Annotated in this window: 13 protein-coding genes; all 13 read right to left on the bottom strand. The window is 63.9% G+C overall.

The annotated features are described in order from the left end of the window. Positions 1 to 127 precede the first annotated feature (127 nt). Positions 128 to 1,633 (bottom strand): peptidoglycan DD-metalloendopeptidase family protein, encoded by a 1,506-nt coding sequence (locus AC04SH_RS11880; RefSeq protein ID WP_488575135.1) that lies wholly within the window; start codon positions 1,631 to 1,633, stop codon positions 128 to 130. Between the two features lie 117 nt (positions 1,634 to 1,750). Next, a complete protein-coding gene (locus tag AC04SH_RS11875; protein ID WP_488575134.1) occupies positions 1,751 to 2,404 on the bottom strand; it encodes a protein-L-isoaspartate(D-aspartate) O-methyltransferase in 654 nt (217 codons plus the stop codon). A 26-nt stretch (positions 2,405 to 2,430) separates the two neighbouring features. Continuing rightward, the gene (surE, locus tag AC04SH_RS11870; protein ID WP_142865079.1) at positions 2,431 to 3,192 is read right to left on the bottom strand and encodes a 5'/3'-nucleotidase SurE; all 762 of its coding nucleotides are present in this window, start codon (positions 3,190 to 3,192) and stop codon (positions 2,431 to 2,433) included. Continuing rightward, complete coding sequence (serS, locus tag AC04SH_RS11865) at positions 3,192 to 4,496, bottom strand: serine--tRNA ligase (protein WP_488575133.1); 1,305 nt, start codon at positions 4,494 to 4,496, stop codon at positions 3,192 to 3,194. Before serS ends, surE begins: the two co-directional genes overlap by 1 nt. A gap of 116 nt (positions 4,497 to 4,612) precedes the next feature. Beyond that, positions 4,613 to 5,488, bottom strand: coding sequence for a twin-arginine translocase subunit TatC (gene tatC / locus AC04SH_RS11860; protein ID WP_477231245.1), 876 nt, complete (start codon positions 5,486 to 5,488; stop codon positions 4,613 to 4,615). Beyond that, positions 5,485 to 6,222 carry a Sec-independent protein translocase protein TatB gene (tatB, locus tag AC04SH_RS11855; protein ID WP_488575132.1) on the bottom strand — a complete coding sequence of 246 codons (738 nt, stop codon included), beginning with the start codon at positions 6,220 to 6,222 and terminating at the stop codon, positions 5,485 to 5,487. Before tatB ends, tatC begins: the two co-directional genes overlap by 4 nt. Positions 6,223 to 6,251: 29 nt before the next feature. Then, positions 6,252 to 6,473: a twin-arginine translocase TatA/TatE family subunit gene (locus AC04SH_RS11850; RefSeq protein WP_023667688.1), complete on the bottom strand. Its 222-nt coding sequence runs from the start codon at positions 6,471 to 6,473 to the stop codon at positions 6,252 to 6,254. 180 nt (positions 6,474 to 6,653) lie between these two features. Then, complete coding sequence (gene scpB, locus AC04SH_RS11845; protein ID WP_488575131.1) at positions 6,654 to 7,439, bottom strand: SMC-Scp complex subunit ScpB; 786 nt, start codon at positions 7,437 to 7,439, stop codon at positions 6,654 to 6,656. After that, complete coding sequence (locus AC04SH_RS11840; RefSeq protein WP_352588928.1) at positions 7,436 to 8,239, bottom strand: segregation and condensation protein A; 804 nt, start codon at positions 8,237 to 8,239, stop codon at positions 7,436 to 7,438. The genes scpB and AC04SH_RS11840 overlap by 4 nt, the downstream gene beginning before the upstream one ends. Before the next feature lie 63 nt (positions 8,240 to 8,302). After that, positions 8,303 to 9,322: a beta-N-acetylhexosaminidase gene (gene nagZ / locus AC04SH_RS11835; RefSeq protein WP_455858973.1), complete on the bottom strand. Its 1,020-nt coding sequence runs from the start codon at positions 9,320 to 9,322 to the stop codon at positions 8,303 to 8,305. 133 nt (positions 9,323 to 9,455) lie between these two features. Next, positions 9,456 to 12,815, bottom strand: a complete 3,360-nt coding sequence (locus tag AC04SH_RS11830) for an SPOR domain-containing protein (RefSeq protein ID WP_488575130.1) — start codon at positions 12,813 to 12,815, stop codon at positions 9,456 to 9,458. 103 nt (positions 12,816 to 12,918) lie between these two features. Then, positions 12,919 to 14,682: an arginine--tRNA ligase gene (gene argS, locus AC04SH_RS11825; RefSeq protein ID WP_488575129.1), complete on the bottom strand. Its 1,764-nt coding sequence runs from the start codon at positions 14,680 to 14,682 to the stop codon at positions 12,919 to 12,921. A 62-nt stretch (positions 14,683 to 14,744) separates the two neighbouring features. Beyond that, a complete protein-coding gene (locus tag AC04SH_RS11820) occupies positions 14,745 to 15,959 on the bottom strand; it encodes a deoxyguanosinetriphosphate triphosphohydrolase (protein WP_488575128.1) in 1,215 nt (404 codons plus the stop codon). Positions 15,960 to 15,983 lie beyond the last annotated feature (24 nt).

Raw genomic sequence — 15,983 nt, 5'->3', positions numbered from 1 at the left:
GTCCGGTCGTCAGGCAATCTTCCGCAACTGAAAAAGCCCGCCCCTTGGCAGGGCGGGCTGAGCCGGCGGGCCGGACTGGAGGTCAGACGGCCTGCAATCGTTTATTGTTCTATTCGAAACAGCGCGACTATTCGAGATAGCCGGACGGATCGACCGGGGCCGAATTCTTGCGCACTTCGAAGTGCAGTTTCGGCGAGTCGGTGGTGCCGCTCATGCCCGACAGCGCGATTTCCTGGCCGCGCTTGACCTTCTGGCCGCGCTGCACCTCGATCGAACTGGCGTGGCCATAGACGGTGACCAGACCGTTTTCGTGGCGCACCAGCACCGTGTTGCCGAATTCCTTGAGGCCGTCGCCGGCATAGATGACCACGCCGTTCTCTGCCGCCTTGACCGGCGTCCCCTCAGGTACGGCGATGTCGACACCGTCCTTGCCGCCACCAAAGCTGGAGATGACGCGGCCACGCACCGGCCAGCGCATCTTGCCGATGCCGGTGACATCCGGCGCGACAGCGTCGTCGTCCTCGGCCTGCTGGATGACCTTGGCGTCCTTTTTCGGCGGCGTGTAGGTGGCGAGCGTCTCCGTCGGCTTTGCCGCCGGCTGGGTGGTGGCCGTCGTCACCGGATCGACCTTTGCCGGCTTGGCGCTGGCGACCGTTGCGGTGCCGCCGGCCGGAACCTTCAGCGTCTGGCCGATCTTGAGCAGACCGTCCTGCATGCCGTTGGCCTGCTTCAGCGCGACGACGCCGACGCCGGTCTTCCTGGCGATGGAGGACAGGCTATCGCCCTGCTGTACCGTGTAGGTTCCTGCGCCGGCCTTGGGCGCGGCGGCGGCAGTCTGCGCCGACTGGTCGGTCTTCGGCTTGTTCGCGGCAGCCGAAGCGTCGACCTGCGCGACGGATTTGCCGTCCTTGAGTTTCGGCTGCTGCGGCAGCACGGCGACCTTCTCCGGCGCCGGCGCCTTGGGGCTGTTCGCCGGCTTGCCGTCGGCAAGTTTGGGCTCGGTCCCCTTGCTCGAATAGGCATAGGCCGGGATGACCAGCTTCTGGCCGGTCTTCAGCCCCTTGGTGGCGCTCAAGCCGTTGACCTTCATGATCACATCGGCCGGCACGTGATAGCGCTGCGCAATGCCGGAAATGGTCTCGCCATCCTTGACCACGATCTCGGTGGCATGCGGCGTGCCGGCGGCCGGCTTCGGCGCGTAAGGCTCATCGGCATTCTTGAACGGCCTTGCCGGCTGGACAGTGCCGGTCGTCGTCGTCCTGTCGACATGCGGTGCCGGTGCAAGTGCCGGCGCGGAAGCGGTGCGCATCGGCGCCGCCGCGGGCTGGCTTGGCGGCGGCAGCTGCTGCACGGTGACCGGCTCCAGGCTGGAGCGGCTGACCGACTGGCTATGGCTGCCATCGACGGGTGCCGCAGCGATCGGTGCCGCCGAAACATCGCCCGGATAGGGCTGCGCGGTGCTCTGCTTGTCGATGATGGCGCGCTGATTGTTGGTCGAGGAGGTGAAGACGTCGTCGACACCGTTGAACCGCGAGGCCTGGGAGCTACACCCCGCCGCCACGCCGGCTAGCATGAGAACAGCGCAACCCCGCGACAGAGTACGCCCGTTTGCCTTCAAAACACTGAATTGCATCGCACTAACCCGCACAGACCCGGTACACACTGGTCATGATTAAAGCGCGTTAATGTTACTGGCGGGTTAACCCATTAGAATCCGACGCAAATTTTCTTAAAATATTCGAGCGTGCTGCTAGAGGACGGCCGCAACGCTGCGCAGGATCGGCTGCAGGCGCACGGTTCCGATATCCTCGCGCTCGAAACGGCTGCCGACCTTGGTCAGCTTGGCCAGCACCTGCTCGCCCTCTTCCGGCCCGATCGGCGCAATGACGATGCCGCCGGACGACAACTGGTCGAGCAGGAAGCGCGGCAGGCTGTCGAATGCCGCCCAGGCGACGATGCGGTCGAACGGCCCTTCATTGGCAAGCCCGTTCGAACCGTCCGCTTGGCGCACGACGACATTGCCGATGCCGAGCGCCTCGAACCGTTGCTTCGCCTGCTCGGCCAGCGTCTTGTAGCGGTCTATGCTGACGATCCGCGCCGCCAGCCGCGACATCACCGCCGCCGTGTAGCCCGACCCCGTGCCGATCTCGAGCACACGGTTGCCGGGCTCTACTGCCAATGATGCGATCACCGCCGCCTGCAGGTCGGCGCCTTCGATCGCCTCGCCGCATTCGATCGGCAGCATGCCGTCCGACCAGGCGATGGAATGGTACTGGCCGTTGAGGAAGCCGCGCCGCGGCGTCGCCTCGAAGGCGGCGATCAGCGCCTTCGGCACCGCGCCGCGGCCACGCAGGCGCAGCAGGAAAGCGGCAAAACCCTCGCGGTCGTCGAGCGGCAAGTTCATGCAAAAACCTCGTTCATGCCAAAACCTTAATCAGACAGAGCCTTGGTCAGTTGATCGCGGATTTCATGCGCGGTGAGGTCGAGCTGCAGCGGCGTCACCGACACCAGCCGGTTGCGCAGAGCATGGAGATCGGTGCCCTGTTTGCCTTCGACCGGCTCGCGGCCGAAGCGCAGCCAGTAATAAGGCAGGCCGCGCCCGTCGCGGCGCTCATCGACCCACAGGCTGTGCACCAGCTTGCCTTGCGAGGTGACCACAGTGCCAGCGACCTCGTCAGGCAGGCAGTTGGGAAAATTGACGTTGAGCAGCACGCCGTCGGGCAGCGGCATGGCGACGAGCTTCTTCAGCAGCGCCGGCGCCAGCGTCTCGGTGGTCTCGTAGGGAACAACGCGATCCTCGCCGACATAGGAATAGCCCTGGCTGAGCGCGATCGAGCGGATGCCGAGCAGCGCGCCTTCCATGGCGCCGGCTACGGTGCCGGAATAGGTGACGTCGTCGGCGATGTTGGCGCCGGAATTGACGCCCGACAGGATCAGGTCGGGCGCGCCGGGGAGGATTTTCTTGACGCCCATGATGACGCAGTCGGTCGGCGTGCCCCGCACGGCATAGTGTTTCTCGCCAATCTTCCTCAGGCGCAGCGGCTCCGAGATCGACAGCGAATGCGCATAGCCCGACTGGTCCTGCTCCGGCGCCACCACCCAGACATCGTCCGACAGCGTTCGGGCGATACGTTCGAGCGACGCCAGGCCCTCGGCGTGGATGCCGTCATCATTGGTCAGAAGAATGCGCATTATTTCGATTCGATCTTCGCCAGACCACCCATGTAAGGCCGCAGCACTTCAGGAATGGTTACGCTGCCATCCTCATTCTGGTAGTTTTCGATGACAGCAATAAGCGCGCGGCCGACGGCGGTGCCCGAACCGTTCAGCGTGTGCACGAAGCGGTTGCCCTTGCCGTCTCTGTCCTTGTAGCGGGCGTCCATGCGCCGGGCCTGGAAATCGCCGCAGACCGAGCAGGACGAGATTTCGCGATAGGCGTTCTGGCCGGGCAGCCAGACCTCGATGTCGTAGGTCTTGCGCGCGCCAAAGCCCATGTCGCCGGTGCACAGCACCATGGTGCGAAACGGCAGTTCCAGCCGCTTCAGCACTTCTTCGGCGCATTGCGTCATCCGCTCATGCTCGGCCAGCGAAGACTCCTGGTCGGTGATCGAGACCAGCTCGACCTTGTAGAACTGGTGCTGGCGCAGCATGCCGCGCGTGTCACGACCGGCCGATCCGGCTTCCGAGCGAAAGCACGGCGTCAGCGCTGTATACCGCAGCGGCAGTTTCTCATGCGCGGTGATTTCTTCGCGCACCAGATTGGTGAGCGGCACTTCCGCCGTGGGGATCAGGCCCAGCCGGCCATCGCCATGCTGCGTGAAGAACAGATCGTCCTCGAATTTCGGTAGCTGGTTCGTGCCGAACAGAACTTCGTCCTTGACCATCAGCGGCGGGATGATTTCCTCATAGCCGTGCTCGGTCGTATGCAAATCGAGCATGAATTGGCCTATGGCGCGCTCCATGCGTGCCAGCCCGCTCTTCAGCACGGTGAAGCGCGAACCCGACAGCTTTGCCGCCCGCTCGAAATCCATCATGCCGAGCGCTTCGCCGATCTCGAAATGCTCCTTCACCCAATTCGGGCGGGTCGGTATCTCGCCGACGATGTGTTTGACGACATTGTCGTGCTCGTCCTTGCCGACCGGAACGTCGTCGAGCGGCACGTTGGGCAGCACCGCCAGCGCGTCGTTCAGCGCCTTGTCGAGCTCGCGCTCGCGCGCCTCGCCATTCTGGATGAAGGTCTTGATGTCGCCGACTTCGGCCTTGAGCTTTTCGGCAAGGGCTGCGTCGCCCGAGCGCATGGCGTTGCCGATCTCCTTCGAGGCGGCGTTGCGGCGCTCCTGCTTGGTCTGCAATTCGGTGACGTGCTCGCGACGCGCCTCGTCCCTGGCGATCAGATCATCGACCGTGGACTGCGCCTCGTCAGCCGACCACGAGCGCTTGGCCAGCGCCTCGACAAGGGCCTTCGGGTTGTCGCGAATCCATTTGATATCAAGCATGGGTAGTACGCTCCTGAGCTAGGCCAGAGGGCGTAAACCGCATCCTTGATCGATGCAAGACGAGCGTTCAGCGACCGTCGCGTTTTTCCGCAGACGCGGACACCAGAACGGTGCGTCTAGGAGGGAGCCTGCGTCGAGGACGCTTTCGCTGCCTTTTCGGCCACGGCTTCGGCAGCTTCCTGCTTCTCGCGCGCCAGCTTCTGTTTGACCTGATCGCGCTCGATGAACCGGGCCGCCCAGATCGACACTTCGTAAAGCAGGATAGTCGGGATGGCCAAGCCGATCTGGCTCATCGGATCGGGCGGCGTCAGCACGGCCGCGACGACGAAGGCGATGACGATCGCCCATTTGCGCTTTTCGGCCAGCGCCTTCGACGACAGCATGCCGACGCGCGTCATCAGGCTGGTCACCACCGGCAGCTGGAACACCAGGCCGAAGGAGAAGATCAGCGTCATGATCAGGCTGAGATATTCCGACACTTTCGGCAGCAGCGAAATCTGCACCTGGTCGTCGGTGCCGGCCTGCTGCATGGCGAGGAAGAACCACATCACCATCGGCGTGAAGAAGAAATAGACCAGCGACGCGCCCATCAGGAACAGGATCGGCGAGGCGAACAGGAACGGCAGGAAGGCGTTGCGTTCGTTCTTGTAGAGGCCGGGCGCGATGAATTTGTAGATTTGCGTGGCGATCAGCGGAAAGGCGATGACCATGCCGCCGAACATGGCGAGCTTGACCTGCGTGAAGAAGAATTCCTGCGGCGCCGTATAGATCAGCTCGACCTTGTGCGGATCGAGCCCTGCCCATTGCGTCGCCCATTTGAACGGGATGACCAAAAGGTTGAACAGCTTTTTGGCAAAGAAGAAGCAGACGAGGAAAGCGACGAAGAAGCCGCCGATCGACCAGATCAGCCGCCGGCGCAATTCGATCAGATGCTCCATCAGCGGAGCCGACGACTTCTCGATCTCGTCCTTTTCGCTGTCCGAAATGCTCACTTGGCGGCTCCGGCCGTCTTCTTGGGCGCAGGCTTTTTGGCCGGCGCAGGCTTCGGGTCAGCCTTTGTAGCTGCCCTTGGTGCAGCAGCTGATTTACTGGCTTTTGCCGGCGCCACCTTGGTGGGCGCTGCTGACGGCTTGGCCGAAGCCTTCGCCGCAGGTGCGGCCTTTGCCGGCGCTGCCTTGGTTGCCGCTGTTTTGGTTGCCGGGGCCTTGGATGCCGCTGCCTTCTTTGCAGGCGCTTTCTGTGGCGTTGCCGTTGCAACAGCCGGCGTTACCACGGACTCGTCGGTCATGGCCGGAAAGATCGGCGCCGCCGGCGCTGCTTCCGGTCCGTCGACACCGGGCATCACCGTCGCGCCGTTCTTGAGCGGCTCCGCTGCCTGCGGTGTCTCTGCCGCCGGCGTCGAGGGATCAACCGCAGGCTTCGGCTTCATCACCGCATCGACGCCGGAGCGCACATCGGCTGCCGCCTGTTCGAACGGATTGAGCTGCTTGCGGATTTCGGCTGCCGGATTAAGGCTTCGCAGACTATCGACCGACTTCTTGACGTCGTCGAGTTCAGCTTCCTTCAGCGCCTCGTTGAACTGCTTCTGGAAGTCGGCGGCCATGGCGCGCAGCTTCGCCGTCGTGCGGCCGAAGGTGCGCAGCATATTGGGCAAATCCTTGGGCCCGACGACCACGATCATGACGATCGCGATCACCAGCATTTCGGTCCAGCCGACTTCAAACATGGCAATCTGTTCCGACTAGAACCTTGGGCTCAGCTCTTGCTGGCCTTTTCCTTCACGGCCGAAACGGTCTCGTCGGGGCGGTGCTCGACGGTGCGCTTGTCATCGGCGGTGTCGTCGTCGGCCATGCCCTTCTTGAAGCTCTTGATGCCCTTGGCCATGTCGCCCATCAGCTCGGGAATCTTGCCGCGGCCGAACACCAGCAGCACGATCACCAGCACGATCATCCAGTGCCAAATCGAAAATGAACCCATTGTAACTCTCTCTCGAATGTTTTCCCTGGCGATGATCTATGCGTTTTCGCGTTGGGATTCAAACACAACCGCGACAAAGTTTATGAAGGCGCGGCTTATGTCACGCATTTTCGGTGAAGCTGCCCGCTACCAATCGGCGCATCTACAGCCGCAATGCAGCTTTTTGACAGCGGCTCGCGGTCAATCTTCCGTGACGCGGGGCGTCAACAGGCCGAGTTCCTCGAGGTCGATGTCGGTCAGCGCGTCCTCATCCTCGGTCAGTGCGTCCGGATCGGCCGGCGGCAGCGGAATGGCGAAATTCGACGGCATGCGGCCGGAAAGCAGCCCTGCCCCCTTCAATTCGTCCATGCCGGGAAGATCGCGGATCTCCTCCAGCGCGAAATGGTCGAGGAAGCTGTCTGTCGTGCCGTAGGTGACCGGACGGCCGGGCGTGCGGCGACGGCCGCGCATGCGCACCCATTCCGTCTCCAGAAGCGTGTCCAGCGTGCCCTTCGACGTCTCGACGCCTCTGATGTCCTCGATCTCGGCACGCGTCACCGGCTGGTGGTAGGCGATGATCGCCAGCACTTCGAGCGCCGCGCGTGAGAGCTTCCTTTGCTGAACGGTATCCCTGCTCATCAGGAAGGCGAGATCGCCGGCGGTGCGGAACGCCCAGGCGTCGCCGACCCGGACCAGATTGACGCCGCGCCGCGCATAGATCTGCTGCAGCTCGGCCATCGCCGCGGCAATGTTGATGCCGTCGGGCAGTCTGGCTGCGAGCTGTTTTTCACTGACCGGCTCGGCGCTGGCGAACACGATCGCCTCGGCCATGCGCACGGCTTCCGCCATATGTAGCCGCTCGCCGGGGTTCATGGGCGCGTTCTGGGGCGAATTGTGGGTCTCGGTCGGGTCCTGGGCGATAATGCCCTCCTCCGTCTCTTCTTCGACCTTGAACGGAATGACCGAAGCGTTGGCGCGTTCGCTCATGATGCCACCTCAACTGCCTTGATTGCCGATGCCCGGTGATCGCGCAGATAGATCGGCGCAAACGCCTGGTCCTGCCGCACATCGATCTGGCGCTCGCGCACCAGTTCGAGTGTCGCGGCGAACGAACTGGCGATCGCCGTGCGCCGCTCTTCCGGGCTCGTCATATATTCTATCAGGAAACTGTCGAGCGTCGTCCAGTCACGCATCGAACCGATCAGCCGGGCCAGAATGTCGCGCGCATCCTTGAGCGACCAGACGCCGCGCCGGGCGATCGTCACATTGGTGATCGCCTGTTTCTGCCGCTGCTGGGCATAGGCGGTGAGCAGGTCGTAGAGCGAAGCCGAATAGGCGTTGCGCTTCTCGACGATGACCATTTCGGGCATGCCGCGCGCGAACACGTCGCGGCCGAGCCGGTTGCGGTTGACCAGCCGCGCCGAGGCGTCGCGCATGGCCTCCAGCCGTTTCAGCCGGAATTGCAGCACCGCCGCCAGTTCCTCGCCGCTCTCGCCTTCCTCGCCGGGCTGCTTGGGGATCAAAAGCTTCGACTTGAGGAAGGCCAGCCACGCCGCCATCACCAGATAGTCGGCGGCAAGCTCGAGCCGGAGCGCCCTCGCCGTCTCGACGAAGGTCAGATATTGCTCGACCAGCGCCAGGATCGAAATGCGCGCCAGATCGACCTTCTGGGTGCGGGCAAGGTGCAGCAGAAGGTCGAGCGGACCTTCGAAACCGGCGACATCGACGACGAGCGACGGATCGCCGGTGACGCGTGAATCGTCGTTCTCGGCCCACAGACGGTCCATCGGTGCGGCCTTCGCAGCCTTGCTGTCCAATGTTTCCGCCACTTAGCCCTGCTTCCTTTTGGTCTAGGCCACCGCGTCGAAATAGGTGGCAAACTCGGCGCGTATCTCGGTTTCGTCGGCCCGGTCACGATCCCTTATATAGGTCAGCGCCCGCTTGGCGCGTTCCAGCGACGTCCCTTCAAGTCCTGTGGTTCGCGATGCGATGCCCGCCATCTCCTCGAAAACGCCATTGCAGTGAAGGACCAGATCGCAGCCCGCCGCAAGGATCGAGGCCGCCTTTGTCGGGAAATCCCCAGAAAGTGCCTTCATCGAAGTGTCGTCGCTCATCAGAAGCCCGTCGAAGCCGATCTCGCGGCGGATGATCTCGTCAATGACCTTGCCCGACGTGGTCGCCGGGTTGTTTGGATCGATGGCGCTGTAGACAACATGCGCCGTCATCGCCATCGGCAGATGGCTAAGCTCCCGGAACGGGGCGAAATCATGCCGTTGCAAGTCGCTCAGCGAGGCGTCGACCACAGGCAGTTCGAAATGCGTGTCGGCAAAGGCGCGTCCATGGCCCGGAATATGCTTCATCACCGGCAGCACGCCGCCCGACATCAGCCCTTCCGCCGCCGCGCGGCCGAGCTCTATGACTGGGCGCGGCTCCTTGCCATAGGCACGCGCGCCGATAACGTCGCTGGCGCCCTCGATCGGCACATCCAGCACAGGAAGGCAATCGGCCGAGATGCCGTAGCGCAAGAGATCGAAGGCGTGCAGCCGTGCCATCAGCCAGGCGGCGCGGGTGCCGGCGTCATGGTCCTTGCGCCACAATGCGCCGAGCGCGCCGCCGGCCGGATAGTTCGGCGCCAAAGGCGGCCGCAGCCGCTGCACCCTTCCACCTTCCTGGTCGATGAACACCAGCGCATCGGGACGCCCGATGCAGTCGCGCATTTCGGCGACCAGATCGCGGATCTGCTCGGTCTCGCCGATGTTGCGCGCAAACAGGATGAAGCCCCACGGGCATTCATTGCGATAGAAGCGGATTTCGTCGCGAGTGAGCGATTTCCCGGCACAGCCGAGGATCATGGATTTTGATTCGGTCATCCCAAGAGTTTAGGGCTTCGCGCCGTCAAAGGGAATCACCCCGGGCCGTAAGCCTCTGAACCCCACGCCCATCCACATGAAAAAGCCGGCGCGACCCTTTGGGAACGCGCCGGCTTTGATGATTGGTCAGGTCTTAGCGCGACACGAAGCAGTTGCCGCCGGCTGCCTTGTAGCTGGTGCACAGATTGATCGCATCGTTGCGCGACTGCGCCGGGACCCGAACACGGTAGAAGGTGCCTTTGCCGGCGATCTCCGCCTTGACGATGTTGGCGGTGCGGCCGGCCAGCACATTGCCATAGCGGCGCTGCAGGTCGGCATAGTTGGCCTGGGCGCTTTCGACCGTCGGCTGAGAAGCAATCTGCATCGACCACGAACCGCCTGACGTCGAAGCCGTCGCCGGAATGGAGGCAACCTGGTCTGGCTTGACCTCGCCGACCACGTCGACCGGCTGGTCGGACGGGCGCTGCGGCGCCACGGCAACCGTCTCCGGCGTGTTCGCGGACTGGGTCTCAACCTTTGCTGTAGCCGCCGGCTTCACCGGCTTGACCGGCTTGGCGGTCTCGGCACTTGCCTGGTCGCTGTTTGCCTGATCGCTGGCAGGCGCCACGGTGCCGGTCTGCTCGGCATCGGCTGAAGGGGCGACGTGCTGCGGCGCCGGGTCAAGCGGCTCGGTCGCCGCAACCTGCGGCGCGGCGGGCGCCGGATCCTCGCGTGCCACCAGCGAGCCGTCAGGCTTGACCACCATGGTCCGCACCTTGCGCGGGGCAACGGCGACCGTATCGGGGTTCTTGTCGGCTTCCTGCAGCACCTGCGCGATGCGATCCTCGGACTTGGGTGCCGGTGCGACGGCCGCTTCCGGATTGCCGGCGGCGTCGGGGTTGCCGGCGGCACCAGTGCCAGGGGCAGCGTCGGTCTCGTCGGGCGACAGATCGACAACGCGGCTTTCCGGCTCCTGTGCCTTCACATCGACCGGCTCTTCGGTTGATGTGACCAGCTTCTCCTGCACCGGCTCGGCCGGTTTGGTGCCCTTGGCGACCGCGTCATAAACCTTATTGTCCTGGTTCGGCACGACAGCGCCGCCCGGATTTTCCGGCTTGACCTTGATCGGGGTGTTGTCGGCCTTGACGATCACCGGGGCGTCGCTGCCGCCCTTGCCGCCAAAGGACAGGGCAAAGGCACCGAGGCCACCGATAACAGCCACCGCGCCGACGACCCCGGCGATAAACAGGCCGCTCCGGCGCGGCTTTGCGGCTTCCTGTTCAGCCAAGCCCGGCACCGCCATCGCTTCGTCCAGGTCCGGATCGTAGTCGAGTTCGTCGACCGCGAAATCGTCGGCCTGCGAAACCGGCTGGCTGCCGGGCAAATCGCCCAGGTCGAAGCCACCGGCTGCACCGGCGTAGGCATTCTGCGTCGCCGCAAGTACTTCGGCCGGCCGCGCAGCATAGGCGCGCTGGTCGAGCTCATGGCCAGAATTGAAGCCGGAGCTGTAGGATTCGTCGTCATAGGCGGCGCTGCGCGTGGCCGCAGGCGGCTGCGCCACTTCCACCGCGTTCATGTCGGTAAGCAGGCCGGCGAATTCGGCGTCGATATCGTCATAGGCCGCCGGCTCGTCTTCCTGGAAGCTGAGCTCGGGAATATCGAGGTCATCGGCGATCGCCACCACGCGCTCCGGCACATCGACCGTCTCGACATCCGGCATTTCGTCATAAGCCGGAGGCGGCGCTTCGCGCGTCGGCGCCGGCGCCACATAGGCGGCCGCCGCGACCGGCTGGTCGCGATAGGTTGGTGCGGCTGCCGCAGGCATGGAAGGCTTTTCTGCAATAGAAGCCTGGGGCTGCGCTGCAAAAGAAGGTTGCGGCTGCGCTGCAAAGGAAGGCTGGGCGGGGGTCGGGGTCACGCGGCTCCACGAACGCGCCGGCTCCGGCGGCGTCGAGCGCCAATCGCCAGCGACCGGCGCGGCTGTGTCGTCATCACCGAGATCGATGCCCTTGGCCAGGGCCGCGTCGAAGGCATGATCGTCGAACTCGATCTCGGGCTCATGGCCCTCGAGTTCACCGGCAAGCAGATCGTCGAATTCGGCATCGTTCTGGGTCGCGGCGACTTGAGGAGCCTGCGCAGGCGCGTGTTCGTCCAGGTCCCAGTCGAGATTGTCGGCAGGAGCCGCCGGCGCCGCGGCGGACCGCTGCACCGGGACGACAGGCTCATAGGCCCTTGTGGGCTCGATGACTGGCGCCGGTCGTGGTGTGGTCATCGCGCCAAGCAGCGCGTTGAGTTCATCTTCCAAAGTCCGTTCGTCAGCGGCCGGCGCGGCCGGGGTCGCCACAACGGCGGGCGCCACATAGGCATGGGCGACCGGAGCTTCCTGAACCGGCGCTGGCTGGACCGGGGCGGCGGCGACCTCGGCAGCCGACTCGTGGTCGGCAACCGCGTCGTCGATGCTCAGATCGAAATCGTCGAACGCCTCGTGCGCGGCCTCATGGGAGGGGCTTGCCTCCGCAGTCCAGGCAGGCATCTCATCGGCTTCCGGCGCATCGATCTCAACCGGGGCGCTAGCCTCCAGATTGCTGACGTCCAGATCGCGCTCTTCCGGAGCCTCGGCTTCAACAGGCTGAGCTTCGAAAGCCTGAGGCTCGAAATCCTGGCCAGCGAAATCCCGGGCAGCGAAATCCATGTCGACATCGGCCATCGCGTCGTCGAAATGGCCGGAAAAATCCTCGTCGGCAATAGCGTGGTCGCCGGCATCGACGACCGGCGCCTCGGTTGCCGGAGCGGCATACTGGTGCTGCGCCGGCACATTTGCGTCCAGCGTCAGTTCGTCTTCCAGCGACAGCGAGACGGCATTGTCGAAATCATCGTCGAATGCGACATCGTCAGCAGGCGCAGCAGCAACCTCGGCGACACCAGCGCTGTGGGCGACGTCATCCGTCGGATCGCCATCGACCAGCAATCCCTGCTCGAGCGAAGCGGCAAGCTCGTCGTCCATCGGCAGGTCGTCTTCGAGCGGCGACACGTTTTCCAGCGAACTGGCGACAGCCATGTCGAAATCGTCGTCGAATGCAGGTTCGTCGAGTGCAGGCTCGGCAAACGAAGGCTCGGCGGCTGGCGCCACGGCCTGCGGGCGAGCACCAAAAAAATCGTGATCGGCGGCGTCGTCGAACACGAAATCATGGTCCAGCGAAGCGGCAAGCGCATCGTCCATCGCGGCATCGGCGGTTTCGAAAGCCGGCTCGCGACTCTCGGCGGCAGGTTGGTGAACCTCGGGAGTTGGCTGGCTAACCTCCATGGAGACGAGGTCGTCGCCGAGTTCGCCCATCAACTCCTTCTCGAGGTCGATGTCGAAATCGCCCTCGTCCGCAACCTTCTGGACGACCGGCGCCTGTGGCTTGACCGGCTGGCGTGGATCGAAACCCATGATCCTGGTCAGTTCCGCGAACGGATCATCCTCGGCGATGTCGTTGTTGTCGGCTGCTCTCAGCTGGGTTCTGTCTGCCATTATTGTTCCCGAACTCGCACTCATTCGGACGCCATGGACGTCGCGTAGGGTTGGCCCTTACCAGCGCAATGTGGGCAAATGGTGACAGGTTTTTTAGTCAAACCTAACGCATTTCGGTGGGCGCATCAGCCCCGATCAGCGTCAGGCCGGAGGTCAAAACATCCGAAACAGCCTGCACCAGCCCTAGTCTGGCATGCGTCAATTGTCGGTCGTTAACCTTAACAAAACGTAAGTCCGGATTATCGGTGCCCCGGTTCCAGTGTCCGTGGAAGCTGGAGGCCAGATCGTAGAGGTAGAATGCCAGCCGATGCGGCTCCAGCGCAAGGGCTGCGGATTCGATCAGCCGGGGATATTCAGCCAGCTTCCGGATAAGCCCGATCTCGCCCTCGTCGGTGAGCGACGCCGAGGCGGCCGCCAGGCTGTTGCGGTCGAAATTCGCCTCGCCCAACTGCTCGCTCGCCTGCCGGAACACCGAATGGCAGCGCGCCGAGGCGTACTGCACGTAGAACACCGGGTTGTCCTTCGACTGCTCGGTCACCTTGGCAAAGTCGAAGTCGAGCGGCGCATCGCTCTTGCGATAGAGCATCATGAAGCGGATCGCATCGCGACCCACCTCCTCCACCACTTCGCGCAGTGTCACGAAGTCACCCGACCGCTTCGACATCCGAACCGGTTCGCCGTCGCGAAACAGCTTCACCAGATTGCACAGCAGCACGGTCAGCTGGAGCTTCAGATCATCGCCGGAAATCGCCCGAGCCAGCGCTTCCAGCCGTTTGACATAGCCGCCATGGTCGGCGCCCAGCACATAGATCAGGTCGACAAAGCCACGATCGACCTTGTCCTTGAGATAGGCGACGTCAGCGGCGAAATAGGTGAACGAGCCATCGGACTTGACCAGCGCCCGGTCCATATCGTCGCCAACCGCGGTCGAGCGGAACAGCGTCTGCTCGCGGTCTTCCCAGTCGTCCGGCTTCTCGCCCTTGGGCGGCGGCAGCTTGCCCTTGTAGATATGGCCCTTCAGCGTCAGATCGTTGATCGCCGAGCGGATCTTCTTGGCGTTGTCGGCATGCAGCGTGCGCTCGGAGAAGAACACGTCGTGATGGACGTTGAGCAGCGCCAGATCGGCGCGGATCATCGCCATCATCGCATCGATGGTGCGGTCCTTGACGATGGCCAGCGCCTCGTCATCAGGCATCTGCAACAGCTTGCGGCCAAATTCCGCGACCAGCGCCTGACCGACCGGCACCAGGTAATCACCGGGGTAGAGACCGGACGGTATCTCGCCAATGTCGTCGCCCAGCGCTTCGCGGTAGCGCAGAAAGGCCGAACGCCCGAGCACGTCGATCTGCGAGCCGGCGTCGTTGATTATGTATTCCTTGGTCACGTCATAGCCGGCGAAGGCCATCAGATTGGCCAGCGTGTCGCCGACCACCGCGCCCCGGCAATGACCGACATGCATCGGCCCGGTCGGGTTGGCCGAGACATATTCGACATTGGTCTTGCGGCCACCACCGATGGTCGAGCGGCCATAGTTGCGGCCCTGGCCGAGCAGCGCGGTCAGATGCGCCTGCCAGAAAGCGTCCTTGAGCCTGAGATTAACGAAGCCCGGGCCGGCAACATCGGCGCCAGCGACGTCGGCGTCAGCGCGCAGCACTTCCACCAGCCGTTCGGCCAGCGCGCGCGGGTTCTGTCCGGTCGGCTTGGCCAGCACCATCGCCGCGTTGGTGGCGAGATCGCCATGGCTGGCGTCGCGCGGCGGCTCCACGGCGATGCGCGACAGGTCAGGCGAAACGCCATTACTGTCTTTCAAATCAAGCGCTTCGACGGCTTTTGTGATTCGCGCGCTGAAATCGGCGAAGATGTTCATGGGTCTTGCTCTGGCGGACTGTGCAGGAGAACCGGCTCATTGGCCGGCAAATCGCGCCCGCCCTAGCTTAAATCGGGCGTATGGTCAAACAGACGGCGGTGTTCCTTCAAGGCGTAGGTATCCGTCATCCCCGCCAGGAAATCGGCGACGCTGCGCGCCTTGATGCGATCCTCGGCCCGATCGAGCCCTTCGCGCCAGCCATCCGGCATGGCGCGCGGATCGGCGAAATAGACATCGAACAGGTCGCGCACGATCTGCTCGGCGTCGCCACGCACGCGCATCACCTCATCGTGCCGGTAGAGGTGCTTGTAGAGAAACGCCTTCAATTCCTTCTCGGTCGCCGCCATCCCGGCCGAAAACGTCACCATCGTCTCGCCCGCCGCCCGTACCGCTTCGGCACTGTCAGGCTTGATGCGCTCCAGGTTGGCGGTGGTCGAAACGATGACATCCTCGACCATCATGGTGATCTGCCGGCGCATCAGTTCATGGCCGGTGCGCACGTCGTCGAGGCCGGGATAGCGTGCGCGCACGCTTTCGAGGATCGATCCCGGCAGCGCAACCGTCTCCAGCATGTCCAACGTCAGGAAGCCGGAGCGCAGGCCGTCATCTATGTCGTGGGTGTTGTAGGCGATGTCGTCGGCGATCGCCGCGCATTGCGCTTCGATCCCGGCAAAACGGTCGAGTTCGAGGTCGTGCAGTTCGGAATAGTCGCGGATCGCCTGCGGCACCGGACCCTTGAGGCCTTTTCCCTTGGCATCGGTCAGCGGGCCATTGTGCTTGACCAGGCCTTCCAGCGTCTCCCACGTCAGGTTCAGCCCGTCGAACTCGGCATAGCGCCGCTCCAGCCGCGTCACCACGCGCAGCGACTGCGCATTGTGGTCGAAGCCGCCCCATGCGGACATCCGCTCGTTCAGCGCGTCCTCGCCGGTATGACCGAACGGCGTGTGGCCGAAATCGTGCACCAGGGCGACCGCCTCGGCCAGATCCTCGTCGCCGCGCAGCGCCCGCGCCAAAGCGCGCGCGATCTGCGCCACCTCGATCGAATGCGTCAGCCTTGTGCGATAATGATCGCCCTCGTGCGCGACGAATACCTGCGTCTTGTGCTTCAGCCGGCGGAACGCGGTGGAGTGGATAATGCGGTCGCGGTCGCGCTGGAACGGCGTGCGGGTCGGGCTTTCGACCTCGTCATAGAGCCGCCCACGCGACTTGGCGGGATCACTGGCATAGGCCGCGCGCGGTCGATAGCCGAAGCCGATGTCGCCAAGCTCATTTGTCATGTTTGATGCCGCCGCAGTTGACTT

It is taken from the genome of Mesorhizobium sp. CNPSo 4688, from assembly GCF_057784295.1.
Note: the sequence above shows the minus strand (reverse complement) of the source record. Positions and strands in the feature narration are given on the sequence as shown.